This window comes from Kitasatospora sp. NPDC057965, from assembly GCF_042887135.1.
Classification (GTDB): Bacteria; Actinomycetota; Actinomycetes; order Streptomycetales; family Streptomycetaceae; genus Kitasatospora.
Window position 1 is genome coordinate 384,129 of the sequence record NZ_JBHVPZ010000002.1, and the last position, 25,793, is coordinate 409,921.

General features: G+C 73.6%; 26 protein-coding genes, 3 pseudogenes and 1 riboswitch. Of the genes and pseudogenes, 19 read left to right on the forward strand and 10 right to left on the reverse strand.

The window, feature by feature from the left end:
- Positions 1 to 115 precede the first annotated feature (115 nt).
- The 12 genes and pseudogenes from ACFVVU_RS03680 (at position 116) to ACFVVU_RS03735 (ending at position 7,771) form a co-directional block, all read left to right on the forward strand.
- Entirely contained in the window at positions 116 to 550 is a 435-nt protein-coding gene (locus tag ACFVVU_RS03680; RefSeq protein ID WP_387788254.1) for a CinA family protein, read from the forward strand.
- Positions 551 to 823: 273 nt separating this feature from the next.
- Positions 824 to 1,132 carry a hypothetical protein gene (locus ACFVVU_RS03685; protein ID WP_387788255.1) on the forward strand — a complete coding sequence of 103 codons (309 nt, stop codon included), beginning with the start codon at positions 824 to 826 and terminating at the stop codon, positions 1,130 to 1,132.
- The gene (locus ACFVVU_RS03690; RefSeq protein ID WP_387788256.1) at positions 1,129 to 1,365 is read left to right on the forward strand and encodes a DUF6296 family protein; all 237 of its coding nucleotides are present in this window, start codon (positions 1,129 to 1,131) and stop codon (positions 1,363 to 1,365) included. Before ACFVVU_RS03685 ends, ACFVVU_RS03690 begins: the two co-directional genes overlap by 4 nt.
- Positions 1,366 to 1,465: 100 nt before the next feature.
- The gene (locus ACFVVU_RS03695) at positions 1,466 to 1,789 is read left to right on the forward strand and encodes a plasmid stabilization protein (RefSeq protein WP_387788257.1); all 324 of its coding nucleotides are present in this window, start codon (positions 1,466 to 1,468) and stop codon (positions 1,787 to 1,789) included.
- A gap of 45 nt (positions 1,790 to 1,834) precedes the next feature.
- Positions 1,835 to 2,227, forward strand: a complete 393-nt coding sequence (locus tag ACFVVU_RS03700; protein ID WP_387788258.1) for an STAS domain-containing protein — start codon at positions 1,835 to 1,837, stop codon at positions 2,225 to 2,227.
- Between the two features lie 70 nt (positions 2,228 to 2,297).
- Positions 2,298 to 2,669, forward strand: coding sequence for a low affinity iron permease family protein (locus ACFVVU_RS03705; RefSeq protein ID WP_387788259.1), 372 nt, complete (start codon positions 2,298 to 2,300; stop codon positions 2,667 to 2,669).
- A 95-nt stretch (positions 2,670 to 2,764) separates the two neighbouring features.
- Positions 2,765 to 3,949: an alcohol dehydrogenase catalytic domain-containing protein gene (locus tag ACFVVU_RS03710; RefSeq protein WP_387788260.1), complete on the forward strand. Its 1,185-nt coding sequence runs from the start codon at positions 2,765 to 2,767 to the stop codon at positions 3,947 to 3,949.
- A gap of 28 nt (positions 3,950 to 3,977) precedes the next feature.
- A pseudogene (locus ACFVVU_RS03715) lies at positions 3,978 to 4,929 on the forward strand (SDR family NAD(P)-dependent oxidoreductase).
- A gap of 93 nt (positions 4,930 to 5,022) precedes the next feature.
- Positions 5,023 to 5,870 (forward strand): annotated as a pseudogene (gene ddaH / locus ACFVVU_RS03720) (dimethylargininase).
- Positions 5,871 to 5,890: 20 nt separating this feature from the next.
- Positions 5,891 to 6,904, forward strand: coding sequence for an iron-containing redox enzyme family protein (locus ACFVVU_RS03725; RefSeq protein ID WP_387788261.1), 1,014 nt, complete (start codon positions 5,891 to 5,893; stop codon positions 6,902 to 6,904).
- A gap of 53 nt (positions 6,905 to 6,957) precedes the next feature.
- Complete coding sequence (locus ACFVVU_RS03730) at positions 6,958 to 7,587, forward strand: HemK2/MTQ2 family protein methyltransferase (RefSeq protein WP_387788262.1); 630 nt, start codon at positions 6,958 to 6,960, stop codon at positions 7,585 to 7,587.
- Complete coding sequence (locus ACFVVU_RS03735; RefSeq protein WP_387788263.1) at positions 7,571 to 7,771, forward strand: CDGSH iron-sulfur domain-containing protein; 201 nt, start codon at positions 7,571 to 7,573, stop codon at positions 7,769 to 7,771. The genes ACFVVU_RS03730 and ACFVVU_RS03735 overlap by 17 nt, the downstream gene beginning before the upstream one ends.
- A 39-nt stretch (positions 7,772 to 7,810) precedes the next feature.
- Here ACFVVU_RS03735 and ACFVVU_RS03740 read toward each other — a convergent pair whose 3' ends face one another.
- The gene (locus ACFVVU_RS03740) at positions 7,811 to 8,290 is read right to left on the reverse strand and encodes a hypothetical protein (protein ID WP_387788264.1); all 480 of its coding nucleotides are present in this window, start codon (positions 8,288 to 8,290) and stop codon (positions 7,811 to 7,813) included.
- A pseudogene (locus tag ACFVVU_RS03745) lies at positions 8,287 to 10,458 on the reverse strand (molybdopterin oxidoreductase family protein); the annotation flags it as partial. The gene ACFVVU_RS03740 and the pseudogene ACFVVU_RS03745, both read right to left, overlap by 4 nt.
- A gap of 252 nt (positions 10,459 to 10,710) precedes the next feature.
- On the opposite strand from ACFVVU_RS03745, the gene ACFVVU_RS03750 reads away from it, so the two are divergent.
- Positions 10,711 to 11,877 carry an IS701 family transposase gene (locus ACFVVU_RS03750; protein WP_387788296.1) on the forward strand — a complete coding sequence of 389 codons (1,167 nt, stop codon included), beginning with the start codon at positions 10,711 to 10,713 and terminating at the stop codon, positions 11,875 to 11,877.
- 190 nt (positions 11,878 to 12,067) lie between these two features.
- Complete coding sequence (locus ACFVVU_RS03755) at positions 12,068 to 12,370, forward strand: hypothetical protein (RefSeq protein ID WP_387788265.1); 303 nt, start codon at positions 12,068 to 12,070, stop codon at positions 12,368 to 12,370.
- Between the two features lie 140 nt (positions 12,371 to 12,510).
- Here the strand turns inward: ACFVVU_RS03755 and ACFVVU_RS03760 are convergent, their stop codons facing one another.
- The 8 genes from ACFVVU_RS03760 to ACFVVU_RS03795 form a co-directional block, all read right to left on the reverse strand.
- Entirely contained in the window at positions 12,511 to 13,251 is a 741-nt protein-coding gene (locus ACFVVU_RS03760) for a ferredoxin (RefSeq protein ID WP_387788266.1), read from the reverse strand.
- Positions 13,248 to 14,066 carry an ABC transporter ATP-binding protein gene (locus ACFVVU_RS03765; RefSeq protein WP_387788267.1) on the reverse strand — a complete coding sequence of 273 codons (819 nt, stop codon included), beginning with the start codon at positions 14,064 to 14,066 and terminating at the stop codon, positions 13,248 to 13,250. Before ACFVVU_RS03765 ends, ACFVVU_RS03760 begins: the two co-directional genes overlap by 4 nt.
- Positions 14,063 to 15,142 carry a FecCD family ABC transporter permease gene (locus tag ACFVVU_RS03770; RefSeq protein ID WP_387788268.1) on the reverse strand — a complete coding sequence of 360 codons (1,080 nt, stop codon included), beginning with the start codon at positions 15,140 to 15,142 and terminating at the stop codon, positions 14,063 to 14,065. Before ACFVVU_RS03770 ends, ACFVVU_RS03765 begins: the two co-directional genes overlap by 4 nt.
- Entirely contained in the window at positions 15,139 to 15,987 is an 849-nt protein-coding gene (locus ACFVVU_RS03775) for an ABC transporter substrate-binding protein (RefSeq protein ID WP_387788269.1), read from the reverse strand. Before ACFVVU_RS03775 ends, ACFVVU_RS03770 begins: the two co-directional genes overlap by 4 nt.
- A 217-nt stretch (positions 15,988 to 16,204) precedes the next feature.
- Positions 16,205 to 16,410, reverse strand: a riboswitch (cobalamin riboswitch).
- Positions 16,397 to 17,089 (reverse strand): hypothetical protein, encoded by a 693-nt coding sequence (locus ACFVVU_RS03780; RefSeq protein ID WP_387788270.1) that lies wholly within the window; start codon positions 17,087 to 17,089, stop codon positions 16,397 to 16,399. (Overlaps the previous riboswitch by 14 nt.)
- A gap of 140 nt (positions 17,090 to 17,229) precedes the next feature.
- Positions 17,230 to 18,090 (reverse strand): helix-turn-helix transcriptional regulator, encoded by an 861-nt coding sequence (locus ACFVVU_RS03785; RefSeq protein ID WP_380682629.1) that lies wholly within the window; start codon positions 18,088 to 18,090, stop codon positions 17,230 to 17,232.
- A 216-nt stretch (positions 18,091 to 18,306) separates the two neighbouring features.
- The gene (locus tag ACFVVU_RS03790) at positions 18,307 to 18,774 is read right to left on the reverse strand and encodes a hypothetical protein (RefSeq protein ID WP_387788271.1); all 468 of its coding nucleotides are present in this window, start codon (positions 18,772 to 18,774) and stop codon (positions 18,307 to 18,309) included.
- A 237-nt stretch (positions 18,775 to 19,011) separates the two neighbouring features.
- Entirely contained in the window at positions 19,012 to 19,965 is a 954-nt protein-coding gene (locus ACFVVU_RS03795; RefSeq protein ID WP_387788272.1) for a LuxR C-terminal-related transcriptional regulator, read from the reverse strand.
- 631 nt (positions 19,966 to 20,596) lie between these two features.
- On the opposite strand from ACFVVU_RS03795, the gene ACFVVU_RS03800 reads away from it, so the two are divergent.
- The 5 genes from ACFVVU_RS03800 to ACFVVU_RS03820 are packed head-to-tail and all read left to right on the forward strand — an operon-like array spanning position 20,597 to position 25,791.
- Complete coding sequence (locus tag ACFVVU_RS03800) at positions 20,597 to 21,541, forward strand: ABC transporter permease (RefSeq protein ID WP_387788273.1); 945 nt, start codon at positions 20,597 to 20,599, stop codon at positions 21,539 to 21,541.
- A 2-nt stretch (positions 21,542 to 21,543) separates the two neighbouring features.
- Positions 21,544 to 22,437 (forward strand): ABC transporter permease, encoded by an 894-nt coding sequence (locus ACFVVU_RS03805; protein WP_387788274.1) that lies wholly within the window; start codon positions 21,544 to 21,546, stop codon positions 22,435 to 22,437.
- Complete coding sequence (locus ACFVVU_RS03810; protein WP_380682636.1) at positions 22,434 to 23,252, forward strand: ABC transporter ATP-binding protein; 819 nt, start codon at positions 22,434 to 22,436, stop codon at positions 23,250 to 23,252. Before ACFVVU_RS03805 ends, ACFVVU_RS03810 begins: the two co-directional genes overlap by 4 nt.
- Entirely contained in the window at positions 23,249 to 24,178 is a 930-nt protein-coding gene (locus tag ACFVVU_RS03815) for an ABC transporter ATP-binding protein (RefSeq protein WP_387788275.1), read from the forward strand. Before ACFVVU_RS03810 ends, ACFVVU_RS03815 begins: the two co-directional genes overlap by 4 nt.
- Positions 24,175 to 25,791 carry an ABC transporter substrate-binding protein gene (locus ACFVVU_RS03820; protein ID WP_387788276.1) on the forward strand — a complete coding sequence of 539 codons (1,617 nt, stop codon included), beginning with the start codon at positions 24,175 to 24,177 and terminating at the stop codon, positions 25,789 to 25,791. Before ACFVVU_RS03815 ends, ACFVVU_RS03820 begins: the two co-directional genes overlap by 4 nt.
- Positions 25,792 to 25,793: the final 2 nt, after the last annotated feature.

Sequence of the window (25,793 nt, forward strand, 5' to 3'; positions counted from 1 at the left end):
CGACCAGCGCGCACCCGGAAGGAGCGGGCCGAGGGCTTGCTCCGGATCGGATCGCTCTGTAGCCCTCGCCCGGCAGATCACCTCCGCGCTGGCAGCCGCCGGGCACACCGTCGCCGTGGCCGAATCCCTCACCGCAGGCCGCCTCGCCGCAGCTCTGGCAGACGCCCCCGGCGCCGGCACCACCTTCGTGGGTGGCGTCGTAGCCTATGCCACCCGCCTGAAGACAACACTGCTGCACGTCGACGTCGCCCTCCTCTCCGAGAAGGGGGCCGTCAACGCCAAGGTCGCCGCCCAGATGGCCCAGGGCATCCGCACCGCCACCGGTGCCACCTACGGGCTCGCCACCACCGGCGTTGCGGGCCCGGCCCCGCAGGACGGTCAGCCGGTGGGAACCGTCCACATCGCGGTCGCCACCGCCCGAGCCACCACCACGACCCAGCCTGTCGCGCACACCCGACAGCGTGAGGGCATCCAGCACGAGACCGTCCTCGCCGCCCTCCAGCTCCTTCACGACCAGCTGAGGCCCGACGGCCCGGCGGCCAGCTCATGACACCGACCCAACAGCGTCCCTCCCGCCCGGCCCCGGGGCAGACTGCGACGCGAGGTGGACTGCGTGCGGTGCATGGTCCGGACCCAGTGGGGCATGCGCCCGGTCCGAGGGAGTGCGGCGGACCCCCTGCACGACGGCAGAAGGGCCGGCTGAGAGGAGGCCCGCTCCGCAGCAGATCCGGCGGATCAACACCATGATGAAGAGCCGATCGCCGAATCCACTCGCCACCACCTCGCCTGCGGGCCCGTCCCGCCCCGACGAAACCTGACAGTCATGACCACCACAGACCCCGCCGTGTCCATCACCGCCCTCGCGGTCGGCATCCACCGCGATCGGCACTGCCAGCGCCTGCTGCTGCGGCTGTCCGACGGGCACCGCGCCGTCAGCCTCCCGCTGGCCCACCGTGACATCGACCGTATCCCCGTACTGCCGCCCACCGTCCGAACGCTGCACAGCATCGTCCGTTGGCTCACACCGCCCTTGGCCGTGCGGATCCGAACCGCCCCGGGTGGCCGTGGCATCGTCTTCACCGGCCTGGCCGAACCGGCCGTCGATCGGCGACGGCCCGGAGGCGCATCATGAGGCTCTTCCACCGCTATGCCATCGCGCTGCCCGGCCCGCTGGGCGGTCATGCTCGGTCGCGGACGGTGATCGTGCACCGCACCGACCGGGTCGGCCCGGCGCACGAACCCGTCTTCGAGGACGTCACCGGCTGCTTCCGTTTCGAGATCAGCGGCGCTGTCGCCCGGGTCCTCGACCTGCCGGCGGAGTATGGACGGATGCACCCGTGCCTCGAAGCCGTGCCGATGCCCTGAACGGGGCGGCGCCGCGACCCAACGCCGCTTTCCGCCCGACGTATGGGAGGAACCGCACCGGGTAGGCGCCCGCCAGTTCCGAAACGTCACAGGAGGAGCCATGCCTGCCGGTTCGAGCAAGAAGCGGGAACGACAGTACGAGCACATCAAGGACAGCGCGTTGGAGCGCGGCGAGAGCCAGAAGCGCGCCAAGGAGATCGCGGCGCGCACGGTGAACAAGGAACGGGCACGGCACGGCGAGTCCAGCACCGCGAGCCGCAGCTCGACTCACGACATCTCCTCCTCCCGGCGCGGCGGCCAGCGCTCGCACTCCGGCTCCCAGGGCCCGACGTACGACCAGCTCTACAACGAGGCCAAGCAGCGCAACATCCACGGCCGCTCGACGATGAACAAGAAGCAGCTCGCCGACGCCCTCGGCCACTGACCAACCGGGCGGATCGCCGGCAGGCGATCCGGGAAGGGACACCCCATGTTCCCCGCCACCGCCCGCAGCCCGGATACCGGCGGCCCACACAGCCCGTCCCTGCGGATCACCACCCGGGACACCGCCGTCAGCGCCGTCGTCTGTCGCCTCGACGGCGAGGCCGACCAGGACACCCGCCACGAGCTCGACGTCGCCCTCGCCAAGGCCGTCGCGGAGGGGCCGGTGATGCTGCTCGTGGACCTCGCCCCCCTCTCCTTCTGCGACTCCGCCTGCCTGAACGCGCTCCTCACGGCACAGCACGATGCCGAGGAAGCAGGCGTGTGGCTCGTCCTCGTCGGCGCAGGCCCCCGGCTGCGGCGCCTGCTGGAGATCACCGGTGCCGACCGCATGTTCACCCTGCGACCCGAGCTCCGCGTCACCCGCCCGACCATCGGGTGAGCCCGTGTTCCGCGGAGCCGCCCCAGCATGGGACGCCGGACGCTCCGGGCCGAGAAGAGGAAGTGACACCATGATCTTCCGCCATCCCGCGCGCAAGCGCGAGGACGGGCGGCGCGGCCGCTTCGAGCAGTTCGCGGAACTCGCGTCGAACTTCACCAGCTCGCCGGTGTTCGCCGCACTGTGTGTGGCCTTGGTCGCCCTGTTCGTGGCCGTTCACGCGGCCGGACTCGCCACCGAGTGGCAGATCCTGGTCGGCGACGTCATGACGGCCGTGACCCTGTTGCTGCTGGCGATGCTGAAGAACGCCGAACGGCGCGCCGAGCATGCCATCCAGCGCAAGCTCGACGCGATCGCCCGCGCGCTGCACGAACAGCAGCAGGGCGAACGGGGGCAGGCCCACAAGGACCTCCGGGAAGCCGTCGGGATCGAGGAGCGCCTGTAGCGCCGGCCCATCCGGGCCGGTGCGCCCGTTTCGCGCACGGGAGCGTGGAGAGACGCCGCGGAAAGGCCGGTACTGCTACAGCCCTTGGAGCGACGATGAAGGCCTTGACCTGGCACGGCAGAAGAGACGTACGTGTCGACACCGTTCCCGATCCGGTGGTCCAGGACCCGACCGACGTGGTCGTCAAGGTGACCACCAGCGGACTGTGCGGGTCCGATCTCCACCTCTACGAGGTCCTCGGCCCCTTCCTCGACGAAGGGGACATTCTCGGCCACGAGCCCATGGGCGTCGTCGAGGAGGCCGGGCCCGACGTGACCGCCGTGCGGGCGGGCGACCGGGTGGTGATCCCGTTCAACGTCTCCTGCGGCACCTGCCACACCTGCGGGCAGGGCCTGCACTCGCAGTGCGAGACCACCCAGGTGCGGGAGTACGGCAGCGGAGCCTCGCTGTTCGGCTACACCAAGCTCTACGGACAGGTCCCCGGCGGGCAGGCCGAGCTGCTGCGCGTCCCCTTCGGGAACAACCTGCCGATCAAGGTGCCGCACGGCCCCGAGGACGACCGCTTCGTCTTCCTCTCCGACGTGCTGCCCACCGCCTGGCAGGCCGTCGAGTACGCCGCCGTACCCGACGGCGGCAGCCTCGCCGTCCTGGGGCTCGGGCCGATCGGCGACATGAGCTGCCGGATCGCCCTGCACCGCGGCACGGCCCAGGTGATCGGCGTCGACCTCGTACCCGAACGCCTCGAACGCGCCCGGCGCCGGGGCGTGCACGTGCTGAACCTCGACGAACACGGCAAGGACCTCGCCGGTGTCATCCGCGACCTCACCGGGGGACGCGGCCCGGACGCGGTCATCGACGCAGTCGGCATGGAAGCCCACGGCTCTCCCGGTGCGAAACTCGCCGCGCGGGCCACCGACTTGCTGCCGAGCGCCATGGCGGCCAAGCTGATGGAACACGTCGGCGTCGACCGGCTCCACGCCCTGTACCTCGCCATTGACATCGTCCGGCGCGGCGGCACCATCTCGCTGTCGGGCGTCTACGGCGGTCAGACCGATCCGCTGCCCATGCTCACGATGTTCGACAAGCAGATCCAACTCCGGATGGGCCAGGCCAATGTGCACCGCTGGGCCGGCGACATCCTTCCCCTGCTCACCGACGGCGACCCGCTGGGCGTCGACGGCTTCGCCACCCACCACGTCCCGCTCACCGACGCCCCGGCGGCGTACGAGATGTTCCAGAAGAAGCAGGACGGTGCCGTGAAGGTGCTCTTCAAGCCCTGAGGCCCCGGCAACACCCCTGGAGCGCACTATGACCGCGCGTCACCGTTTCGCGGGCCGCACCGCCCTGGTCACCGGCTCCTCCCGCGGGCTCGGCCTGCTCCTGGCCCGGGAACTGGCGCGTCACGGTGCTCGGGTGATGCTCTCCGCCCGCGACGCGGACGCTCTCGGCCGCGCCGAGCGGCGGCTGCGGGCCGACGGGGCCGACGCAGCCTCCCTCAGCTGCGACATCACCGACCCCGAGGCCCCGCGCAGGCTTCTGGATGCGGTCCATGAGCGGTTCGGACCGCTCGACGTCCTCGTCAACAACGCCGGAATCATCCAGGTCGGCCCGCTGGAGGCGCTGCGCGAGGAGGACTTCCGCCGGGCCATGCTTCGCCCCGCTGCGCCTCACCCTGGCCGCGCTCGCCGACCTGCGCGCCGGCGGTGTCGGCACGGTGGTGACGGTCTCGTCGGTCGGTGGCCGCATCCCCGCCCCGCACCTGCTGCCCTACGTGGCCGCCAAGTTCGCCGCGGCGGGCTTCTCCCAGGGGTTGCGGGCGGAACTCGCCGGGACGGGTGTCAGCGTCACCACCGTCCTGCCGGGGCTGATGCGCACCGGATCGCACACCGCCGCCCGGTTCCACGGCCGCCCCGGGGCGGAGTACGGCTGGTTCGCCGCCGCGGCCTCCGCCCCGCTGCTCTCGATGGACGCCGAGCGCGCCGCCCGCGCGATCGTCCGGGCCGCCGCCCGGCGCCGGCCCGAGCTGGTCCTGACCCCTGCGGCGAAGATCGGTGTCCGGGCGCAGGGGCTGGCCCCCGCCACCACCGCACGCCTGCTCGGACTCGTCGCCCGCGCCCTGCCCACCGCAGGCGAGGCGCCGCGGCACGACGTTCCGGGCGCCGACGCGGCCCGCCTGTCCGCCCTGCCGTCCTGGGTCACCGTGCTCGGCGACCGGGCGGGCGAGCGGTTCGCGGAGCCCCGCTGGGACCCGGCGCCCTGAACGGAGGGCCGACCGGAGCCGGGGAGGACCGGCGCCTCGTACGGACCGAACCCGCCGACGGCCGGCCGGACTGTCAACCCCCGGGAGTAGCTGATGACCACGACCGCCCTCGTTCCGATCCGCTCCGCCCGTAGGCGGCGCTACCTGCTCTGCTCGCCGACCCACTTCGCCGTGGAATACAGCATCAACCCGTGGATGGACCCCACCTGCCCGGTGGACGTCGGAGTCGCCCTGCGCCAGTGGGAGAGCCTGTACCGGGCGCTGCGCGAGCTGGGCCACCAGGTGGAGACCATCGCCCCGCGGCCCCGGCTGCCCGACATGGTGTTCACCGCGAACGGCGCCGCCGTGGTGGACGGCCGCGTCCTGGTGGCCCGGTTCCGGCACCCCGAGCGGGCCCCGAGGCGCTCGCCCACCACGCCTGGTTCCGCAACGCCGGCTACCGGCCCGCCGTCGCCGTGCGGCCGAGCGAGGGCCAGGGCGACTTCCTGCCCGTCGGCGAGCGGATCCTGGCCGGCGCCGGCCCCCGGACCAGTACGGCCGCCCACCGCGAGGCGCAGCGCGTGCTCGGCAGACCGGTGGTCGGTCTGCGGCTCACCGACCCCCGCTACTACCACCTGGACACTGCCCTCGCCGTCCTCAGCGAGGACCAGATCATGTACTACCCGCAGGCCTTCAGCCCCGAGAGCAACCGCACGCTGCGCGCCCTCTACCCATGTGCGATCCTTGCCACCGCGCCGGACGCGGCCGCACTGGGCCTGAACGCCGTGAGCGACGGCCGCCACGTGTTGCTGCCCGAAGCCGCCCACGGGCTGGCGGCCCGCCTGTCCGCGGACGGCTTCCAGCCGGTACCGCTGCGACTTACCGAGTTCCTGAAGGCCGGCGGCGGCCCGAAGTGCTGCACGCTGGAGCTCCACCCGGCCCCGCGGGGTGGGCGGCCGTGACCCCGCGGCCCGGTACCCCCGTGTGCACGCCGCCGCTCCCGCGGGCACGAGGTCCTGTCGGCGCGTCGCTGTTCACCGCCCTCGCCGCCCCGCCCGCACCGGCCGTAAAGGTCCTCCGCCCGCCGCTCGGCGACCCCTGGGGCGAGGATCTGCAACTGGCGCTCTACGCCTGCTACGAACTGCACTACCAGGGCTTCGCCGGTGTCGACCCCACCTGGGAATGGCACCCCTCGCTGCTCGCGCTGCGCGCCGAACTCGAACACGCCTATCTCGCCGCCGTGCGGCAGGAGGCCGGCCCGCCGCCACCGCTCCAGCGGGCCCTGTCTGGCCTGCTCACCGAAGACGCCGACGGCACCGGCCCCTCGCACCACCTGCTCGAACACGGGGAACGCTGGCAGGCCCGCGAATACCTGGTGCACCGCTCGCTCTACCACCTGAAGGAGGGCGACCCCCAGATGTGGGTGGTGCCGCGACTGCCCCACCCCGCCAAGGGAGCCCTGGTGACGGTGCAGTACGACGAATACGGCGGCGGCCGTCCAGAGCGCGCCCACGCGGTGCTCTTCGCCGAGATGATGGCCGACTTCGACCTCGACCCGAACTACGGGCACTACCTCGACGCCGTCCCGGCACCCGCCCTGGCCGTCGTCAACCTGATGTCGCTCTTCGGCCTGCACCGCTCGCTGCGCGGCGCCCTGGTCGGCCAGTTCGCGACCGTGGAGATCACCTCCCCACCCGGCGCCGCACGGCTCGCACAGGCCCTGGAACGCCTCGGCGCATCACCGGCCGGCACCCTGTTCTACCGCGAGCACGTCCTGGCCGACGCCGTCCACGAGCAGCTCGTCCGCCGCACCGTCATCACACCCCTCGTCGAGGACGAGCCGACGCTGGCCCCCGACATCGCCTTCGGCATCACCGCCACCGGAGTGGTGGACGGCCGGCTGGACGCTCACCTGCTGCGCTCCTGGCGCGCGGGGCGCAGTTCGCTGCTCACCGCGCTGGACGACGCGCCCGGCATACGAAGGAGGAAGGGATGAACCTGAGTAATCCGGGCATTCGCGGTGGCATGCTCCTTTTGAGACCCCCCGGTGTGTACCCCGCCCAGGGCGACACCGCCCTGCTCATCGAGGCGCTGCGCCACGAGCGCCCCGCTCCCGGGGCCCGGCTGCTGGACCTGGGCACCGGCAGCGGCGCCGTCGCCCTGGCGGCTGCCGACCTCGGAGCCACGGTGACCGCCGTCGACCTCTCCCGGCTCGCGCTGGCCACCGCCTGGGTGAACGCCCGGGTCCACCATCTGCGCCTGCGGCTGCGGCGCGGCGACCTGACCGCCCCGGTGGCCGGCTCCCGGTTCGAGTTCATCGTCTCCAACCCGCCCTACGTGCCCGCCGCGCGTGCCGGCGCGCCCCGACACGGGCTCGCCCGGGCCTGGGACGCGGGCCCCGACGGGCGCCTGCTGTTGGACCGGGTGTGCCGCCAGGCCCCGCAACTGCTCGCTACGGGCGGAGTGCTGCTGATCGTCCAGTCCTCCCTGGCCGACCCGGCCGCCACCACGGCCGCGCTCCGCCGGGCAGGCCTGCGGACCGGCACTGTCGCCGTCCGCACCCAGCCGTTCGGGCCGGTCCTGACCGGGCGGGCGGCCTGGCTCGAACAGCGCGGGCTGATCGCGGCCGGTGAGCGCGAGGAGACGCTGGTGGTGGTGCGCGGTGCCCGCCCCCGGTGACCGGCCGGCGGCCCGGCTGCGGCTGACCGGCAGCGGCCCGGTCCTCGTGGACGGCCCGGTCGAGATCGTCCTCCCCGACGGCCGCAGCATCCGCTGCGAGCGCCCGGTAGTCGCCCTGTGCACCTGCCGCCGCAGCCGCCGCTACCCGTTCTGTGACACCAGCCACCGCCGCCCCGCCCGTTGACCCGGTTGGCCTTGCCGCGCCTGGAACGGCGGCTGTGGGTCAGAGGCTGGTGAGAAGTTGGGGCGACAGGGTCTTGATCATGGTGTTGGTCCAGCGCATCTGGCGCAGGGTCCGGGGATGGCAGTCCGTGGCGGCCCCCAGGAGCGGCAGGTCGTGAGTGGCCCGGGCGGCCTGGGCGAGCATCTCCCAGTGGAGGGAGTTGTCGGCGGCGCTCAGGTGGAGGCCGCGCAGGTCGTCCAGGAGCGGCAGGCCGGGCACAAGGTGCAGACCCGGCGTCTCGGCGGTCTTCTCCCGGGCGACGCCTTCCGGGTCCTTGTGCGGGCCGGGCAGGTCGAGGCCGTGGTGACGCGCGGTCTCGGCGAGACGCCGGCCGTGTTCGCCGGACCACCGGGCGAGGTCGGTGGCGACGTGGCGGATCTCGTGCTCGGCGCGGTGGCGCTGCGCGACGGCGAGCAGCTCGTCTTCCAGCCGCCGCTCGCCCTCGTACAGGGCCCGCAGGGTGATCGCAATGCCGGTCACGTCCGCTCTCCTTCCGGTCGTCCGACGTCGGAGGCGGCCACGGCCGAAGGTCCGCCCGTGGTGGCCGGCACCGTGACGGGTCCGGCGGGGGCGGAGGCGGTGGTCGTGGGGGCGGGGGCGCAGGCGCCGTCGCCACGTTCGACGAGGGTCAGACGGGTGGCTGCCGTCTTGAACAGCGGCTGCTTGGAGACCGGGTCCCAGTCGCTGACGGTCGCCTCGTTGGCGGCGCGCCCGCCGGCCTCACCGGGCCGGTGGCCCTCGGAAGTGTCCCAGTAGCCGTAATGGAAGGGCAGGAACACCATGCCGTCGCGGATGGCGGTGATCCGCAGCCGTCCGCGCACCGAGCCGCGGGGGCTGGTGACCTCGACCAGATCCCCTTCTGCGACGTCGTGGCGTGCGGCCTCCGCGGCGGACAGCTCGACCCAGACCTCGGGGGCGGCGTCGTTCAGTTGCGGGACGCGGCCGGTCTTGGTGCGGGTGTGGAAGTGGTAGAGGGTGCGGCCGGTGGTCAGTTGGAGCGGGTACTCCTCGCTGGTGTCCTCGTGCGGCGGCAGGTACTCGGCGGCCTTCAGCACCGCCTTCCCGTCCGGATTCACTGCCCGGTACTCGGTCTCCGACACCGACGCACCCGTGACCAGGTCCCTGCCGTAGGTCTCGCACACGTCGGGGGCGGCCCAGCTGATGCCGTCCGTGTAGAGGCGCTCGGTGCCGTCCGGCGCCTCGCGGGTGCAGGGCCACTGGATTCCGCTCGCGCCCCGCAGCCTGTCGTAGTCGAGGCCGGTGTAGTCGCAGGGCCGGCCGCGGCTGCACTCCTTCCACGCCTCGAACGCGGACCGCGCGTCGCGCCAGCTGATCAGCGGCCGTCCGTCCTTGTCCCGTAGGTCCATGCGGTGCGCATAGTCGAGGAAGATGTCCAGGTCCGCACGGGCCTCCCCCGGTGGTTCCACGGCCTTCTCCGACAGGTGCACGGTGCGGTCGGCGTTGGTGAAGGTGCCGGTCTTCTCCCCCCAGGTGGCGGCCGGCAGGACCACGTCCGCGAGCCGGGCGGTCTCGGTGGGGTAGAGGTCCTGGACGACGGTGAACAGCCCCTCCTGGCCCAGGATCGAGCGGATCCGGCCGAGTTCGGGCAGGGAGACGGCGGGGTTGGTGCCGGAGATCCACAGCATCCGGATCGAGCCCTGCTCGGCGTAGCGGAAGATCTGCATCGCCGGGGTGGGCGGCCCGTAGTGCGGGATCCGCTCGGTCTCGACGTTCCACAGCCTCGCCAGGTCGGCGATGTGCTCGCCGTTCTCCCAGTTGCGAAAGCCCGGCAGGTCGCCGTTCGCGCCGCACTCCCGGGTGTTCTCGGCGGTGGGCTGGCCGTTCATCTGCAGCACCCCGCAGCCCGGCCGGCCCAGCATGCCGCGGATCAGCTGCAGGTTGTTGACCTGCACGGCGGCGGCCGTCGCCTGGTGCGACTGGTACACGCCCTGCAGCACGGTCGACAGCAGCCGGCGCGCCCCGCCGAGAAGCTCGGCGGCCTGCTCGATTCCGCGGGCCGGAACGTCGCAGATCCTGGCCGCCCACGCCGGGGAACAGCCGGCCACGCGCTCGGCGAGTTCGTCGAAGCCGACGGTGTTGCGCTCGATGAAGACGCGGTCGATCCGGCCGGTGCGGATGACCTCGTGCAGCAGCGCGTTCAGCAGGGCCACATTGGTCCCGGCACGCGGGGCGAGATGTGCGGCGGCACGCCGGGCCGCCGGGGTGGGGCGGGGGTCGACGCACACCAGTTGCGGCGGCCGGGGCCCGTCCAGCCGGTCCAGGACCCGCATCCACAGCACGGGCTGGGTCTCGGGCATGTTGTGGCCGAACAGGGCGATCACGTCGGCGTGGTCGACATCCGTGTAGGAGCCGGGCTGGCCGTCGCAGCCGAAGGTCTCCTTCAGCGCCTGGGCTGCGGTCGCGGTGCACAGCCGGGTGTTGCCGTCCAGATGGTTGGTGCCGATCCCCGCCCGGGCGATCACCGCCAGGGTGTAGCACTCCTCCAGGAACAGCTGGCCGCTGGTGTAGAAGCCGATCGCACCAGGCCCGTGCTCGCGCAGCAGTCGCCGGGAGGTCGCGACCACAGCCCCCATTGCGGTGTCCCAGTCGCACGGCACCAGTCGACCGCCTCGCCGAACGCGCCCGCGATCAGGTTCGTACCCTCGACGGCTGGCACAACGCTGTCAGCGCCGAAGTCCTCCGGCCGCCCAGCGGAGCACGAGAAGGGTACCCAGGTACCGGGCCGTCCGCTTGACGGAGGTGGTCCGGCGCTGCGAGCGGTCGGGCTCGTGGAAGCGCCCGTGGAAGTGGTCATGGCACGCCCGTGCATTCTCCGGCGGTTTCTAGTACTGCAACGGTGTTTACCGTGACGTCCGTTGGGTTCACTCGTTGGGCTGTTCATGGGTGGGGAGATATCAGAGGTCGATGCTCGTTTCTGGTCGGATGGGTTGGCTGGGCTGCACGAGCGGTTTGCGAAGCGGTTCGCGCGGAGTGAGTCACGGGAGTCCGCGCTGGCGTATATGCGGGGTCTGCTGGCGCCGTTGGAACGCAAGAACGGCTGGACGGTGGCCGAGGAGGCCGGTCACGGTGGGCCGGACCGGATCCAACGGCTGCTGAACCGGATCGACTGGGACGCGGACGGGGTGCTCGACGACGTGCGCGAGTACGTCGTCGAGCACCTGGCCGACCCCGGCGGCGTGCTGATCGTGGACGACACCGGGTTCCTGAAGAAGGGCGTGCGGTCGGCCGGTGTCCAGCGGCAGTACTCGGGCACCGCCGGCCGCACCGAGAACTGCCAGGTAGGCGTCTTCCTCGCCTACTCCGGACGGCTTGGCCGGACCCTGATCGACCGGGCGCTCTACCTGCCGAAGTCCTGGACCGACGACCGCGAGCGCTGCCGGGCCGCCGGGATCGGCGACGAGGTCGAGTTCGCGACCAAGCACCAGCTCGCCCGGGCAATGGTCCGCCGGGCGATCGACGACGGGATCCCGTTCCGGTGGGTGACCGCGGACGCCGGCTACGGCAACAGCAAGGGCTGGCGCACCGAGCTCGAACAGGCCGACGTCTTCCACGTCGTGGCCACCACCCGCCACGACACGGTCGTCACCCGGTGGGCGATGGACCACCGGCTTCACGACTTGGTGGCGGGCCTGTCCCGGCAGAAGTGGAAGCGCCGCTCGTGCGGTGAAGGCGCCCACGGCCCGCGGATCTACGACTGGGCCCGCGTGGAGGTCCGTCCCTGGCATCGCCCGGACCGGCGGCACTGGGTGCTCACCCGCCGCAGCATCACCGATCCGACGAAGGTCGCCTACTACATCGCCTACGCGCCCGCCGACACCACCCTGAACGAGTTGGTCGCCGTCGCGGGTGCCCGCTGGGCGATCGAGGAGTGCTTCCAGACCGCCAAGGGCCAGTGCGGCCTGGACGACTACCAGGTCCGTCGCCACCAGAGCTGGTACCGGCACATCACACTCGCCATGGCCGTCCACGCCTACCTCGCCGTCCTGCGCGCCCAGCAGCTCGAAAAGGGGCTGGACCCGCTCGAACGCCAGACCTTATACCGCTGACCGTCCCCGAAATCCGCCGCCTGGTCACCCGCCTCGCCCAGCCAGTCCGCCGCAGCATCGCCCACGTCCTGCACTGGTCCCGCTGGCGCCGCCGACGGCAGCACCAGGCCCGGATCAGCCACTACAAGAGACGAGGCCACAGCCCGACGGCTGAAGCCTCGTCACGGTAAGCACCGTTGCAGTACTAGGGGTGGATGCCCGGGCGTTCCACGGCGACGTCCACGGGCTGGTGGACGAGGTCCTCGCCGCGGCGGTCGGCAGGCCGCTGTTCCTGTTCCTCGACCCGTGCGGCCTCGCGTTGCCGTTCGAGCGCCTGGTGGACATCCTCGCGCGTCGCCGGAGCACGGCGAGGTGGCCGCCCACCGAGCTGCTGCTCAACTTCAGCATGATGGCCGTGCGCCGGATCGGCGGGAACTCGCACTCCCCGAAGGGCAACGAACGCACCAACGAGCGGCTGGACGCGGTCTGCGGCGGCACCTGGTGGCGCCGCTAGTTCGGCCGCCATACCGAGGTCGAGGAGGCGAATGGCGGGGCCGTGGCCGACCATGCCGACGAGGCTGCTTCACCGCGCCGTGGGTGGATCGCCGCGGGCCGGGAACGGGGTTCACCCCGCTCCTGTGCCGGTGATCGTGATCAGCCGTGGTGGCCTGTCTGCTCCTTCCGGTGGCGGGGAAGCCGGTGGGACTCCACCGGTCGTCCGCCGGTGAGGTGCTCGGTGACGATGCGGTCTGCGGCGGCCGGGTCGACCTTCCCGTACCAGATGTCGTCGGGCTGGACGCTGACGACGGGGGCCTGGTTGCAGGGGAACTGGCATCCCGTCTGGGTGACGAGCACGTCGTCGTCGCCGAGGCCCTGCTCGGTCAGCCCCTGTACCAGGGCGCGCAGTCCTTCCTCCGCGCCCATGGCCGTGCAGCGCGGGCCGCGGCACACCAGCACCTGGTGCCGGTGGCCGGGGACGTCCTCCCAGGCCGCCGACGTGAGACCGGGCTCCGCGCCGGTGACGGCCTTCGTCACCCCGGCCACCGTGGCGACCGCCTCGGGCGAGTCGGCGAGGCGGGTCGCGACGAGGAGTTCGGGGCGGTGGCCCGCGCGCTCGCGCCACCAGTACGCGGTGATCCGCCGCAGCCAGGACTGCGCCGGGCCGGACGCCGCGAGGCGGACGCCGATCACGACCACGGCCTCGGTGCCCGCGTCGGCCAGCCTGGTCAGCTCGGCCGACAGCGAGGGGTCCGCCTGCTGCAGGAACGCGATCGAGGCCCGGTACGAGGCGGCCGTCCGGAGGAGTTCGTCACGGCGGACGGCCTCCCCGGCCGACATGCCGACCAGGAGCACGGCGCTGCGGCGGGCGGGGGCGTCCGGGACAGGGGAGGTCATGATGCTGTCCTTTCGCGGAGCAGTCCGTTCCACCGGATGTGCGGTCGGTCGTGCCGGGGGTGGCGTTCCACGGTGGCGTCGACGCCGTAGACGTGCGCGATCATGGGCGAGGTGAGCACCTCCGGGCCGGGCCCGTGGGCGACCAGTCGGCCGTCGAGCAGGACGGCGATGTCGTCGCAGTAGGCGGCGGCGAGTTCGAGGTCGTGCAGCGCGGCCACCGTGGTGATGCCCAGCCCGCGCACGGTGCCGAGGAAGCCGAGCTGGTGGCGCAGGTCGAGGTGGTTGGTGGGCTCGTCGAGCAGCAGGACGCCCGGCTCCTGCACCAGCGCCCGCGCGAGCTGGACCCGTTGGCGCTCGCCGCCGGACAGCGTCGGCCAGGACCGGTCGAGCAGGTGGCCGACGTCGGCCACCGCGACGGCGCCGGCGATCACGGACCGTTCGTGGGCGTCGGCGGCGGCGTTCGCCGGGACGGGCCAGCGGCCGCGGTGCGGGGTGCGTCCGAGCTCGACGACCTGACGGACCGGCAGCGACAGCCGGGTGTCCGCCTGCTGCTCCATGAAGGCCACCTCGCGGGCCCGTCGGCGGGCCGTGAGCGCGTGCAGGTCCTCCCCGTTCAGGAGGACCCGTCCGGCGCTCGGCCTGGTCAGTCCGGCGACCGTGCGCAGCAGGGTGGTCTTCCCTGCGCCGTTGGGCCCGAGCAGGCCGGTGACCCGGCCGGGGGCGAACGCGAGCGAGACCGCGTCCAGCAGGGTGGCTCCGCCGACCCGGACCCGGAGTCCCTCGGCGCGCAGCTCGACGGGGGGCGTCGCCGTCACTGTCCCCTCCCCTCGGCCCGCCCCTGGCGCCACAGCAGCCAGGCGAAGAACGGTGCTCCGAGCCCGGCCATGACGACGCCGACGGGGATCTCCCGGTCGGGGAGGACCGAGCGCGCCACGATGTCGCTGCCCACCAGGAGGGACGCGCCCACCAGTGCCGACACGGGCAGCAGGAGGGCGTGGCGCGGGCCGCAGACGAGCCGGACCACGTGCGGCACGACCAGGCCGAGGAACCCGATCACGCCGGTCTGGGCGACCAGACAGGCGGTCACCAGTGCGGCGGTGGCGACCAGGACCCAGCGGGTGCGCTCGACGTGGACGCCGAGGGAGCGGGCGGCGGTCTCGCCGAACGCGAAGGCGTCCAGGTCACGGGCCGAGGAGGCCAGGACCGTGATGCCGGCCAGCGCGACCGCGGTCAGGAAGACGGCGGTGGGCCACCGCACGCCGGCGACCGAGCCGAGCGTCCACTCCATGACACCGCGCGCCGCGTTGCGGTCCCCGAGGACCAGCACGGCGAAGGAGGTGTAGGCCCCGCACATCTGTCCCACGGCGATGCCCGCCAGCACGGTCCGGGTGGTCGGCAGCGTTCGGGTGCGGGCACCGGCCAGGGCCAGCACGACCACGGCGGCGAGCAGGGCACCGGCGAACGCCGCCGTCGCCACCGCGCCGGTACCCACGGCGCCGGACACGCCGACGCCGAGGACGATCACGGTGACGGCGCCGGCGGCGGCCCCGTCCGAGATCCCGAGCAGGAAGGGATCGGCCAGGTCGTTGCCGGTCAGGGTCTGCAGCACGGCGCCGCAGACCGCGAGGCCGGCGCCGGTGGCAGCCGCTCCCAGAACCCGGGGCAGCCGCAACTGCCAGACGATCTGGTCGTCCAGCAGCGTCACGTGCGGGTCGCCCAGCCCGAGACGGCGCACCACGACCTCGATCACCGTCCGGACCGGTTCGTGCTGCGAGCCCACGGCCAGACCGAGGAGCACGGTGGTCAGGAGCAGGGCTCCGGCCGCGGCCAGGACCCCCGCCGTGCGGCCCCGACCGGCGGGCCGCACGGCGGGGCGGGGTGCGGCGGTCATGAACCCTGGCGCAGTCGGCCCAGTTCCGCCGACACCCGGGCGGCGCCGTCGGCGAGCAGCACACCGGGGGTCGACTCGGAGAACGGCACCACCACGAAGGCCTTGCGCTGCACTGCGGTGAGCCTGCTGAGCACCGGGTCGCCCTGCAGGTAGTCGATCTTGGACTGGGCGGTGTCCCAGTCGGCGTCCGCGAGCACGATGGCGTCGGGATCCGCGGCGACGACCTTCTCCCAGCTCACGCTCTGCCAGCTGCCGGGCAGGTCCGCGAAGACGTTGCGGGCGCCCACGGCGTCGAGCACGAGCTGCGGTCCGCCGTGGCCGGCGCCGACGTACGGCGTCTTGGTGTCCGAGTCGAACCACAGGACCTTCAGGTTCTTGCCCGTTGCCGTCGCCGTGAACCCCGCCAGCTGGTCCTCCTGCTGCCGCTGAATCGCGGCGGCCCGTTCCGGTACGCCGAACACCTTGGCGACGTCGTTCAGTTCGCCCCACATCGCCTGCCACGTGGTCGGCGGTACCTGACTCTTGTCCGAGCAGCCGAACGGGGACAGGTAGGACGCGATGCCCTGGCCGCGCAGTTCCTCCCGGGTGCCCGCGACCTTCTCGGTGTACGCGCTGGAGTAGGAGGCGTACAGGAAGTCGGGCCGGGCGGTGAGGAGCTTCTCCTTCGTCGGGTAGTCCTTGGAGAGCACCGGGACGGAGTCGTAGGCCGCCTTCCACTTCTCCGGGACGGGGTTGTCGAGATAGGCGGTTCCGGCCATGCGGGACTCCAGGCCGAGGGCCAGGGCCACCTCGGTGGCACCCTGGTTGAGCGTCACCAGCCGCTCGGGCGGGGCGCCGACCGTCACAGTGGTCCCGCAGTTGTCCACGCTGACCGGCGCAGCGCTTCCGCCCGTCGCAGTGGACGCGACGGGCGCGGGGGCGCCTGCGCAGGCGCCGAGCACACCGGTGAACAGAACGGCCGCGACCGCCCGGCCGGCACGTACCCGACCTGTGGGGCGTGCGGAACGTATGGACGCAAACGGGTACGGCAAAGTGCGGGGCACGTGTTCTCCAAAACCCTCGTGGAACATGTCGCGCCGTGGCCGGTCTCCTGGCTTCCGCATCGACGCACCGCAGCCGACCTTCCCGGGTGGCTCTTCGAGCCGTCCCAGTGGCCCTGACCGCTGGCGGAGCCGGTCAGCGAGGGCCGCGGCACTCCGCGGCAACAGTGGCGAGGGCCGCACCGGACTCAGACCGGTTTCCCGAACACCATGGCTATCGCAAACTATCAGGCGTGGCCAGACCGGTGCCGACCAGTACCTGGGATGATCGTTCGGACTCTTCGCCGACCAGCGCGGTGGCACCTCGACGTTCCTCGAGTACTCCCTCATGGTGAGCGTTTGCCTGAGTGCTGTCCTGGGTGGCGAAGCCGGACTCCTCGGTCTGCCGTCCGGCGGCGTTGCGGTAGCGGATCTTGTACTCGTGCGGGCACCTCGGCCACCGGCTCTCGGGGTGCTCGCACTCCTTGAAGAGGCTGCCCATGCCGCGGACGAGGTTGATGGTGGCCATGGTGTCGACTCCCGGGTGTCTTGCTACGTCGGTATCGACGTGCACCGCAAGCGGTCCCAGATCGCCGTGATCGACGAGGACGGCGCGGTGCGGGTCAACCGCAACGTCCCCAACGGCGTGGAGACGGTGCTCGGGGTGATCGGGGATCTGCCGATCGGCACCCCGGTCGCGTTCGAGGCCGCCTACGGCTGGGGCCGGCTGGTCGAACTCCTGGAGGACTACGGCACGGGAGCCGATGCGGCGGCTGATCGTACCGAGGGCGGCGATGATGTCGGCGGAGAACTGCCGGTTCTTGAAGAGCCCCAGGTCGAGCAGGGGGTGGTCGCTGCGCAGGCAGCGCCGTACGAACCAGGTGAGGGTGAGCGCGGCGAGCGCGAGGGCGGCCCAGGCGGAGGGCACGGCGAGGTGGACTCCTCGCCGAACTGCTTGATCGCCCACACCAGGGCGACCATACCGACCGGGGAGAGCGGCGCAGAAGGGGAGCACCGAAGCCCGTACGGGGTTCCGTACGGGCTTCGGCGCGTGCCGGTGCGGTGCGGTCAGCCCGCCTGCTGGACGGGCAGCGGGCGCAGCGGGCGGTCCACCAGGTCGGTCATCCGGCTGCGGTCCTCGGCGGCGACCGGGGTGAAGAGCAGCACCAGGGCGGAGGGGTCGTCCACCGGGTGGAAGGAGGAGAGCGAGAGCCGGACGGGCCCGACGCCGGCCGGCTCCACGGTGACCGTGCGGGCGGTCAGTTCGGCCACCGAGTGGCAGCCCCACCAGTGGCGCAGCTCTGGTGCGTCCTGGTCGAGCCGGCGGTACAGCTCGCCGGTGCGCGGGTCGGCGAGGGCCGGGCCGGCCTGGGCGCGGAAGTGCTGGAAGACGTTCATGGCCAGCGGCTCCCAGTCGCGCAGCACACCGCGCAGCCTGCGGTCGGCCGCCATCAGCCACATCAGGTTGCGCCGGTCGGCGGGGACGGCCTCCGGCGGGCCCCAGAGCGCGGCCCAGGCGGCGTTCCAGCCGAGCATGTCGAAGTGGCGGTCCAGCAGCACGGCCGGGCTGGCCGGCCAGGAGTCCAGCACCGGCTGGACGGCGCTGGCCAGCCGGGCGGCGGCGCCGTCCGCCGGGGCGGCCGGCTCGTGGTAGCCGGCCAGCCGCATGGCGTGCCGCAGCCCGGCCGCGTCCAGCCGCAGCGCCCGGGTGACCGCCTCCAGGACCTGCCGAGAGGTGGTCACCCGGCCCTGCTCCAGCCAGGTGTACCAGGCCAGCCCGACCCCCGAGAGCGAGGCCACCTCCTCCCTGCGCAGGCCCGGGGTGCGGCGGCGTGCGGTGGACAGCAGGCCGACATCGGCGGGCTTGAGCCGCTCGCGGTGGGCGCGCAGAAACGCGCCGAGTTCCTGGCTGGCGAGGGGAGATGACATGGCGTGGGCTCCTCGGGGGGGGCTGCGTCGTACCTCAGACTAGAGCGGCAGCCGTACGGATCGGTCAGGTCAGCCCGGTGCAGGACGGTGCGGCCGGGGAAGCGGGTCAGCCGCTCGGTGGCCTCGGCTATCCGGTGCGGTCCTGGACCTGGCGCAGCCGGCTGGCGTCGGCGTAGCCGGCCAGCGTGCCGGCCTGGATCTCGATGGCGGATGCGGTCACTGCCGGGCCTCCTCGGGGGCGGTGCCGGCTGCGGTGGCGGCGTGCGGCTCGGGGGCGGTGTCGATCAGGCGCAGCAGCCGTTCGCGGGCGCTGCTCTGGTCGTAGCGGTTGACCGGCTCGCCGTATCGGGACACCAGGAAGCGCTCCGTCAGCGCCTTGCCCCGGAAGAACACCCGCTGCCACTCGGGCGCGCCGGCCGAACGCTCCTCGGGGAGATCCGCGGATACGGCGGACTGCAGGGCGAACCAGTCGGTCGGGTGGACCTCGTCCCGACGGGACACCAGGAACGTGGTCAGGCCGGCCTCGGCCTCGTGCAGGCGGCGGCGCCACAGCGCCGAACGCGCGGCGTCCGACATCGAACGGTACGGGGACGGGGGCAGCTCGGGCGGCAGACCGGGGCGGGCCACCGGCAGAACGGCGGTGGCCGGCGCGGGCGCTACGGCACCCTCGGGCGGAGTGCTCAACGGGTCACCCCCTTCGGCGGATCGCGGTGTCGCAACCGTATGAAGGGGGCTGGTGGGGGGAGTAGCCCCGAACGGAGCCACTTGTGGCGACGATCGGAGACCGGGAGTGCGCCGAAGGTCGCCCTCGGGGGCGCGCGGTGGCTGGGGTGGGAACGGGGTGGTTGTGGGTGGGTTGAGTGTGGCTTTGGGGGTCTGGTGCTGCGCGCGGTTCCTCGCGCCCCTGAGGTCGGTGGCGGGTCAGCCGGCGAGGCCGTGGCGGTGGGCGTAGAGAGCGGCGCGGAGGCGGTCGGAGTGGCCGGTCTTGCGCATGGCGGAGGTGAGGTGCTTCTTCACGGTGGCTTCCGCGAGGGCGAGTTCGCGGCCGATCTCGGCGTTGCTGAGGCCCCGGGCGAGCTGGGCGAGGACTTCGCGTTCGCGTTCGGTCAGGCCGACCTGCTGGAGGGGCGGTTCGGCGGCCTGGCCGGCCAGGCCGGCGGGGTGGACGCGGGCCGGGGGCGGAGCGGGGAGGAAGACCGAGCCGCCGGCGGCGGCGAGTTGGACGGCGCCGATGATGCGGTCCTCGGGCAGCTCCAGCGGGAAGCAGCCGACGGCGCCGGCCAGCAGGACGCGGCTGGCTTCGGCGGTGGACTCGGCGCGTCGCAGCAGGACGACCCGGGTGTCCGGGGCGCCCTCCGGCCCGCGCAGGGCGACGGCGGCGGCCAGGTCCTCGCCGAGCGAGGCGCCCCGGCCCAGCAGGACGACGTCCGGCCGTACCCGGCGGACGGCGGCCACGGCGGCGGCCGGGTCCCCGGTGCTGCCGACCACGGTCAGCCCCGGCGCCGTGGCCAGTACGGACCGCAGGCCGGCACTGGCCACGGGGTGCCGTTCGACCAGGAAGACCCGGGTGGCGCCGGCCGCGGCCTCCTCGCTGCCGCACACCGGGTGCCCGCAGTCGCAGGCGGCGGCCGGTGCGGCGGGCTGCGGGCCGGGTTCGGCCAGCAGCTGGTGACCGGCGATCAGGTCGAGCGGGTTGTCGATCTCGCTGTGCAGTGCCTCGGCCCCGATCACCGGGCCGACGCCGATGTGGGAGAGCCGGCGGGCGCTGCCCCGGTGCGGGGCCCGGTGCGGATGCGGGTCCCGGGCGCCGGTGGGGAGGGCGCGCTGGGGGGCGTACTGGGCGGGTGCGTACTGCGACGGGGCGTACTGCGGCATGGCGGGTGCGGTTCCCTTGGACGTGGCGGGCCGGCTCGTGGGCACGGCTGCTGCGGCGGGGCCTGGTACGGAGGTCGCGGGCCGGAGACGGCGGGCGGCGGGGCGTACGGGCCTGGTGCGGGAGCGCTGCTGCCGGGGTCGGGGCTCGGCGTCAGCGCTGGAGAGCGCGAGAACACAGCTCGTCGAAACACCTGCGGTGCCACGAGCCGCCGATACCGACCAGGGTGAAGCCGGTCCGCCGGATTGCCATGCCACCAGGGTAGTTCCGGGCCTCGTAGCAGGTCAAGGACGGGACGGCGGTCCGGCGGAGGCGGTAGCCGGCTGCCCCGCGCGGCCGATCCTATGACCGGGGGTAACAGCATGAACTGCTGACTGGCTGTCAACGCCGCCCATCCGCGATCTTCATGACGTCGACCTTCCGCCGCCCACCCGGTGCGCCGAGCCGTTCCGGCGTGCCCCGGACAGCTCCGGCGCGTCCCGGCCCACCGTCGGGGCCGCCCCCCCTCGAAGGTCCCCCGCAGACCGCCCGCCGGTGCCACCGGCCCCGTCCGGAAAGGAATTCCGCCATGCCCGCCGCCGACCACCGGACGGCCGCCCGACCCGGCGCGGCCCAGCCCCGAAGGGGGCGCGGATGACCGGGTTCCTGCTGCGCCGCCTGCTGCTCACGGTGCCGACCCTGCTCGGGGTGACGGCGGTGGTGTTCGCCACGGTGGCCCTGGTGCCGGGCGATCCGCTGACCGCGCTGCTGGGGCCCGGCGCCCCGCCGGAGGCCCGCCGCGAGCTGTCCGAACGACTGGGCCTGGACGAGCCGTTGCCGCTGCGCTACCTCGGCTGGCTGGGCGAGGCGGCCGGCGGCGACCTCGGGGTCTCCATCTCGGCGCAGCGCCCGGTGGCCGAACTGCTCGGCTCCGCGCTCGGCCGGACCCTGCTGCTGACCGGCGCCGCCTTCCTGCTGGTGCTGGCCGGCGGGGTGCTGCTGGGGGCCCTCGGCGCGCTGCGGCCGAACGGCCCGCTGGGCCGGCTCTGCGACGCGCTGGGCACGCTGGCGGTCTCCGCGCCGCAGTACTCGGTGGCGCTGCTGCTGATCGCGGTGTTCGCGGTCAACCTGCGCTGGCTGCCGGCCGGCGGCACCCACGACGTGTTCGGCGACGGCGGCGCGGGCGACCTGCTGCGCCACCTGGTGCTGCCCGCCGTGGCGGCGGCACTCGTACCGCTGGGCCTGACGGCCAAGGTGTTCCGGGCGGCGCTCTCCGCCGTGCTGGCGGGGGAGTTGGCGGACAGCCTGCGGGCCCGCGGCCTGAGCCGGCTCGCGGTGCTGCGGCACTGCGTGCACAACGCCTCGCCGGCCCTGCTGACCATCGGCGGCCTGCAACTCGCCTACCTGATGGAGGGCGTGGTCTTCGTGGAGACCCTGTTCGCCTGGCCGGGCGTCGGCCGGCTGCTGTACGACGCGCTGACCGCCCGCGACCTGCCGCTCGTCCAGGGCGGGGTGCTGGTGGTGGCGGTCGCCTTCGTCGGGATCAACCTGCTGGTGGACGCCGCGCACGCGGCGATCGACCCGCGCGTGCGGAGCTGACCGTGACGCTGACCGCCAAATCCGCCAAATCCGCCGGACCCGCCGGACCAGGAGCCGTCCGGCGCGCCCCCCGGGACGTCCTGCTGCTGCTCTCCGCCGGGGCCGCCGCCCTGCTGGTGCTGCTCGCCCTCGGCGCGCCGCTGGTGGCCCCGTACGACCCGGCGGCCGGCTCGCTGGACGACCGGCTGCTCGACCCGGGCGCCCCCGGCCACCCGCTCGGCACCGACGGCCAGGGCCGGGACGTGCTCAGCCGGCTGGTCTGGGCCGGCCGGGCCTCGCTGGTCGGCGGCCTGGTACCGGTGCTGGTGGCCGTCACCGCCGGCACCCTGCTGGGCATAGCCGCCGGGCTGGGCGGCCGGGTCACCGAGCAGGCGCTGCTGCGCACCCTCGACGTGCTGTACGCCTTCCCCGGGGTGCTGCTCGCCATCGCGGTGGCCACCCTGCTGCGGCCCGGTCTGGGCGCCACCGTGCTCGCGCTCTCGGTGGTGCTCACCCCGGCGGTGGCCCGGGTGGCCTTCACCGAGGTGCGGCGCATCCGCACCGCCGAGTACCTGGAGGCCGCCCGGGTCAGCGGGGCCGGCGGGCTGGACCTGGCGGTGCGCCAGGTGGTGCCGGTGGTCGCGCCGGTGGTGCTGGTGTACGCGGCCTCGCTGGTCGGCCTGTCCGTGGTGTACGCGGCCGGGCTGTCCTTCCTGGGCCTGGGCGTGGCGCCGCCCACCGCCGAGTGGGGCGCGATGCTCGACGAGCTGCGCCCCAGCCTGTTCACCCACCCGTGGGTGGCGGTGCAGCCGGCCCTGGTGATCCTGCTGGTCTCGGTGGTCTTCAACATCCTCGGCGAGCGGCTGCGCCGGCGGATCGGCGACAGCGGAGCACACCTTCCGGAGGCGGGCCGATGAGTGTCCTGGACGTGGCCGGACTGGCCGTGGAGTACCCCGGCGGAGTCCGGGCGGTGGACGGGGTCTCCTTCTCCGTCGATGCGGGCGAGGCGCTGGTCCTGCTGGGCGAGTCCGGCAGCGGCAAGTCCACCGCGGCCCGTACGGTGCTCGGCCTGCCCGGGCGCGGGGCCCGGGTCAGCGGCTCGGTGACGCTCTGCGGCACCGACCTGCGGGCCCTGGACGCCCGGGGCTGGTCCCGGGTGCGCGGCGCCCGGATCGGATACGTCCCGCAGGACCCGACCGGCTCGCTGGACCCGCTGCGCCGGATCGGCCCGCAGCTCGCCGAAGTCCTGCTGCGCCACCGGCGGGCCGACGGCCGCCGGGCCGCCCGGAAGGCCGTGCCCGCCCTGCTCGCCGAGGCCGGGGTGGCCGAACCGGAGCGCGTAGCCCGCGCCTACCCGCACGAACTCTCCGGCGGGCTGCGCCAGCGCGCGGCCATCGCCATCGCGGTCTGCTGCGGACCCGAGCTGCTGATCGCGGACGAGCCCACCACCGCCCTGGACGCGCTGGTGCGGGGCCGCGTCCTCGACCTCTTCGGCGAGCTGCGCCGCGAGCGCGGCATCGCCCTGCTGCTGGTCACCCACGACCTGACGGCGGCCCGCCGGATCGGCGGCCGGGTGGCCGTGCTGCGGGCCGGCCGGATCGTCGGCACCGGGCCGACCGAGCAGGTGCTCGGCGCGAGTCCCGGCACCGCCGCCGATGCCGATGCCGAAGCCGACCCTGCCGCCGATGCTGCCGATGGCCTGATGGCCGCCGAACCGGGAGGCCGCCAATGAGCGCCGAGTCCGCCGCCGGCACACCGCTGCTGGAGATCACCGAGGTCCGCAAGGGCTTCCGCCGGGGCACCCTCGCCCTGGACGGCGTCAGCCTGCGGGTGGCACCCGGCGAGACGGTCGGCCTGGTCGGCGAGTCCGGCTCCGGCAAGTCCACGCTGGCCCGGCTCGCCCTGGGCCTGCTCGCCGCCGACGAGGGCACCGTCCGGTTCGCCGGACAGGACCCGTACGGGCTGCGCGGGCGGCGGGCCCGACCCGTCCGCGCCCGGCTCCAGTTCGTGCCGCAGCACCCGCGCGGCTCCCTCAACCCCGCGCTGCGGGCCGGCGAGGCGGTGGCCACCGCGCTGCGCCTGCACGGCACCCCGCGCCGGGAGCGGCGCGCCGCCGTGGCGGAGCTGTTCGGGCAGGTCGGCCTGGGCGCCGAGCTGGCCGCGCGCTACCCCCGGGAGCTGTCCGGCGGGCAGCTCCAGCGGGTGGCCGTGGCCCGGGCCCTGGCCACCCGGCCGGACCTGGTGGTCTGCGACGAGCCGACCTCCGCCCTGGACCCCGCGGTGCAGGAAAACCTGCTGGACCTGCTCGCCGGACTCCAGCAACGCACCGGCCTGGCCTACCTGTTCATCTCGCACGACCTGGCGGTGGTCCGCCGGCTCGCGCACCGGGTGCTGGTGCTGAGGCACGGCCGGGTGGTCGAGGAGGGCAGCGCCGACACCCTGTGGTCGGCCCCCGCCCACCCGTACACCCGGGCCCTGCTGGCGGCCGCCGGGTGCGGGCCGGCGCCCGTCCTCGCGGGCGCCCGCGACGGAGCCCGTCCACAACCGCACGTCCCGTCGCCCCATCGCCACCCCTCCAGACCCCGACCACGCGCCCTTCCGCCGCCCCTTCCCCGTCCCCGTACCGCCGACCCGACCAGCGACAAGGAACAGCCATGACGCACCACCGCCCCGCCCGCATCAGCCCCAGAGCCGGCGCGCTGCCGGCCGCCGCTGTCGTGCTGCTCGCCGCTGCCGGCTGCGGCTCCGGGGCGGAGGCCCCGGCCGCCGGCGGCGAGGGCCGGGGCGGCACCCTGGTCGTCGGCGCCACCGGCAAGCTGCCCAACCCCGACACCGTGATCGGCGGGGCCGGCTTCGAGGGCAAGCGGCTGGTCAGCTTCCAGATCTACGAGGGCCTGACCCGCTACGACCTGTCCGTCACCGACCGCCCGCCGGCCGTCACCGGCGCGCTCGCCGAGTCCTGGAAGGTCGCCGAGGACTCCCGCACCTGGACCTTCAAGCTGCGCAAGGGCGTCACCTTCCAGGACGGCACCCCTCTCGACGCCGACGCCGTGCTGTTCAACCTGGACCGCTACCTCAACAAGCAGAGCGAGTACTACACCGACGCGATCGGCGCCGCCGCCGAGGAGTACGCGGGCTCCATCACCACCTACCGCAAGCTCGACGCCGACCACGTCGAACTGGTCACCAAGGACCCCAACGGCCACTTCCCCGAAGACCTGGCGCACGTTCTGATCGCCAGCCCCACCGCGGTGAGGAAGACCGGCTCCAAGGACTTCGCCAAGCAGCCCGTCGGCACCGGCCCGTTCTCCTTCGTCTCGTACACCGAGGGCCAGCAGATCGAGCTGGCCGCCAACAAATCCTACTGGCGCGGCGCGCCCAAACTGGACCGGCTGGTCGTCAAGCCGCTGCCGGACGCCGCCGCCCGCACCGCCGCACTGCGCTCCGGCGGGGTCAACTGGATCGAGTACCCCAACCCCGACGACATCGAGAGCCTCCAGCGGGACGGCGTCCGGATCGCCACCAACAGCTACGACCACATCTGGTACTGGATCCTCGACACCTCCAGGGCGCCCTGGAACGACCCCCGGGTGCGCAAGGCCGCCAACTTCGCCGTCAACCGGCAGGCCATCGCCGAGAAGCTGCTGCGCGGCACCGCCGACCCGGCCCTCCAGGCCGCCCCGCGCGCCACCTTCGCCTACGACCCGGCCGGCGACGCCTACGGCTACGACCCGGCCAAGGCCAAGGCGCTGCTCGCCGAGGCCGGGGTGGCCGGCGGCTTCAGCACCTCCGTGACGGTGCCCACCGGCGGCTCCGGCAACCTGCTGCCCGTGCCGATCGCCGAGGCCATCCAACGCGACCTGGCAGCCGTCGGCATCAAGGTCGAACTGCGCACCACCGACTGGTCCACGCTGATCGGCGCCGAGGCCAAGGGCCAGGTCGCGCTCGGCTCGGACGCCATCGCGCAGTCCACCACACTGTTCCAGTCCGAGGCGCTGCTGCCGCTGTTCATCGGCTCCAAGAGCCCGTTCTGGACGGGCCACTACAGCAACCCCAAGGTCGACGAACTGCTGAATTCCGCCTCCGCCCAGCCCGACCAGGCCAAGCGGCAGGCCGACTACCGGCAGGCGCTCTCCCTGGTGACCGCCGACGCGCCCTGGCTGTTCGTGGTCAACGACCGCAACCCGCGCGCCCTCTCGCCCAAGGTGCAGGGCCTGGTGCAGCCGCAGTCCTGGTTCATCGACCTGACCACCGTCTGGGTCGGCAAGTAGTG

What these genes read in the sequence shown, in the direction of transcription:
- ACFVVU_RS03750 (WP_387788296.1), top strand. Translation starts at nt 10,711, where the DNA reads ATGGGTGGGGAGATATCAGAGGTCGATGCTCGTTTCTGGTCGGATGGG.
- ACFVVU_RS03795 (WP_387788272.1), bottom strand. Translation starts at nt 19,965, where the DNA reads ATGCCGCAGTACGCCCCGTCGCAGTACGCACCCGCCCAGTACGCCCCC.
- ACFVVU_RS03685 (WP_387788255.1), top strand. Translation starts at nt 824, where the DNA reads ATGACCACCACAGACCCCGCCGTGTCCATCACCGCCCTCGCGGTCGGC.
- ACFVVU_RS03700 (WP_387788258.1), top strand. Translation starts at nt 1,835, where the DNA reads ATGTTCCCCGCCACCGCCCGCAGCCCGGATACCGGCGGCCCACACAGC.
- ACFVVU_RS03710 (WP_387788260.1), top strand. Translation starts at nt 2,765, where the DNA reads ATGAAGGCCTTGACCTGGCACGGCAGAAGAGACGTACGTGTCGACACC.
- ACFVVU_RS03695 (WP_387788257.1), top strand. Translation starts at nt 1,466, where the DNA reads ATGCCTGCCGGTTCGAGCAAGAAGCGGGAACGACAGTACGAGCACATC.
- ACFVVU_RS03690 (WP_387788256.1), top strand. Translation starts at nt 1,129, where the DNA reads ATGAGGCTCTTCCACCGCTATGCCATCGCGCTGCCCGGCCCGCTGGGC.
- ACFVVU_RS03760 (WP_387788266.1), bottom strand. Translation starts at nt 13,251, where the DNA reads ATGACCTCCCCTGTCCCGGACGCCCCCGCCCGCCGCAGCGCCGTGCTC.
- ACFVVU_RS03785 (WP_380682629.1), bottom strand. Translation starts at nt 18,090, where the DNA reads ATGTCATCTCCCCTCGCCAGCCAGGAACTCGGCGCGTTTCTGCGCGCC.
- ACFVVU_RS03820 (WP_387788276.1), top strand. Translation starts at nt 24,175, where the DNA reads ATGACGCACCACCGCCCCGCCCGCATCAGCCCCAGAGCCGGCGCGCTG.
- ACFVVU_RS03815 (WP_387788275.1), top strand. Translation starts at nt 23,249, where the DNA reads ATGAGCGCCGAGTCCGCCGCCGGCACACCGCTGCTGGAGATCACCGAG.
- ACFVVU_RS03770 (WP_387788268.1), bottom strand. Translation starts at nt 15,142, where the DNA reads ATGACCGCCGCACCCCGCCCCGCCGTGCGGCCCGCCGGTCGGGGCCGC.
- ACFVVU_RS03810 (WP_380682636.1), top strand. Translation starts at nt 22,434, where the DNA reads ATGAGTGTCCTGGACGTGGCCGGACTGGCCGTGGAGTACCCCGGCGGA.
- ACFVVU_RS03705 (WP_387788259.1), top strand. Translation starts at nt 2,298, where the DNA reads ATGATCTTCCGCCATCCCGCGCGCAAGCGCGAGGACGGGCGGCGCGGC.
- ACFVVU_RS03800 (WP_387788273.1), top strand. Translation starts at nt 20,597, where the DNA reads ATGACCGGGTTCCTGCTGCGCCGCCTGCTGCTCACGGTGCCGACCCTG.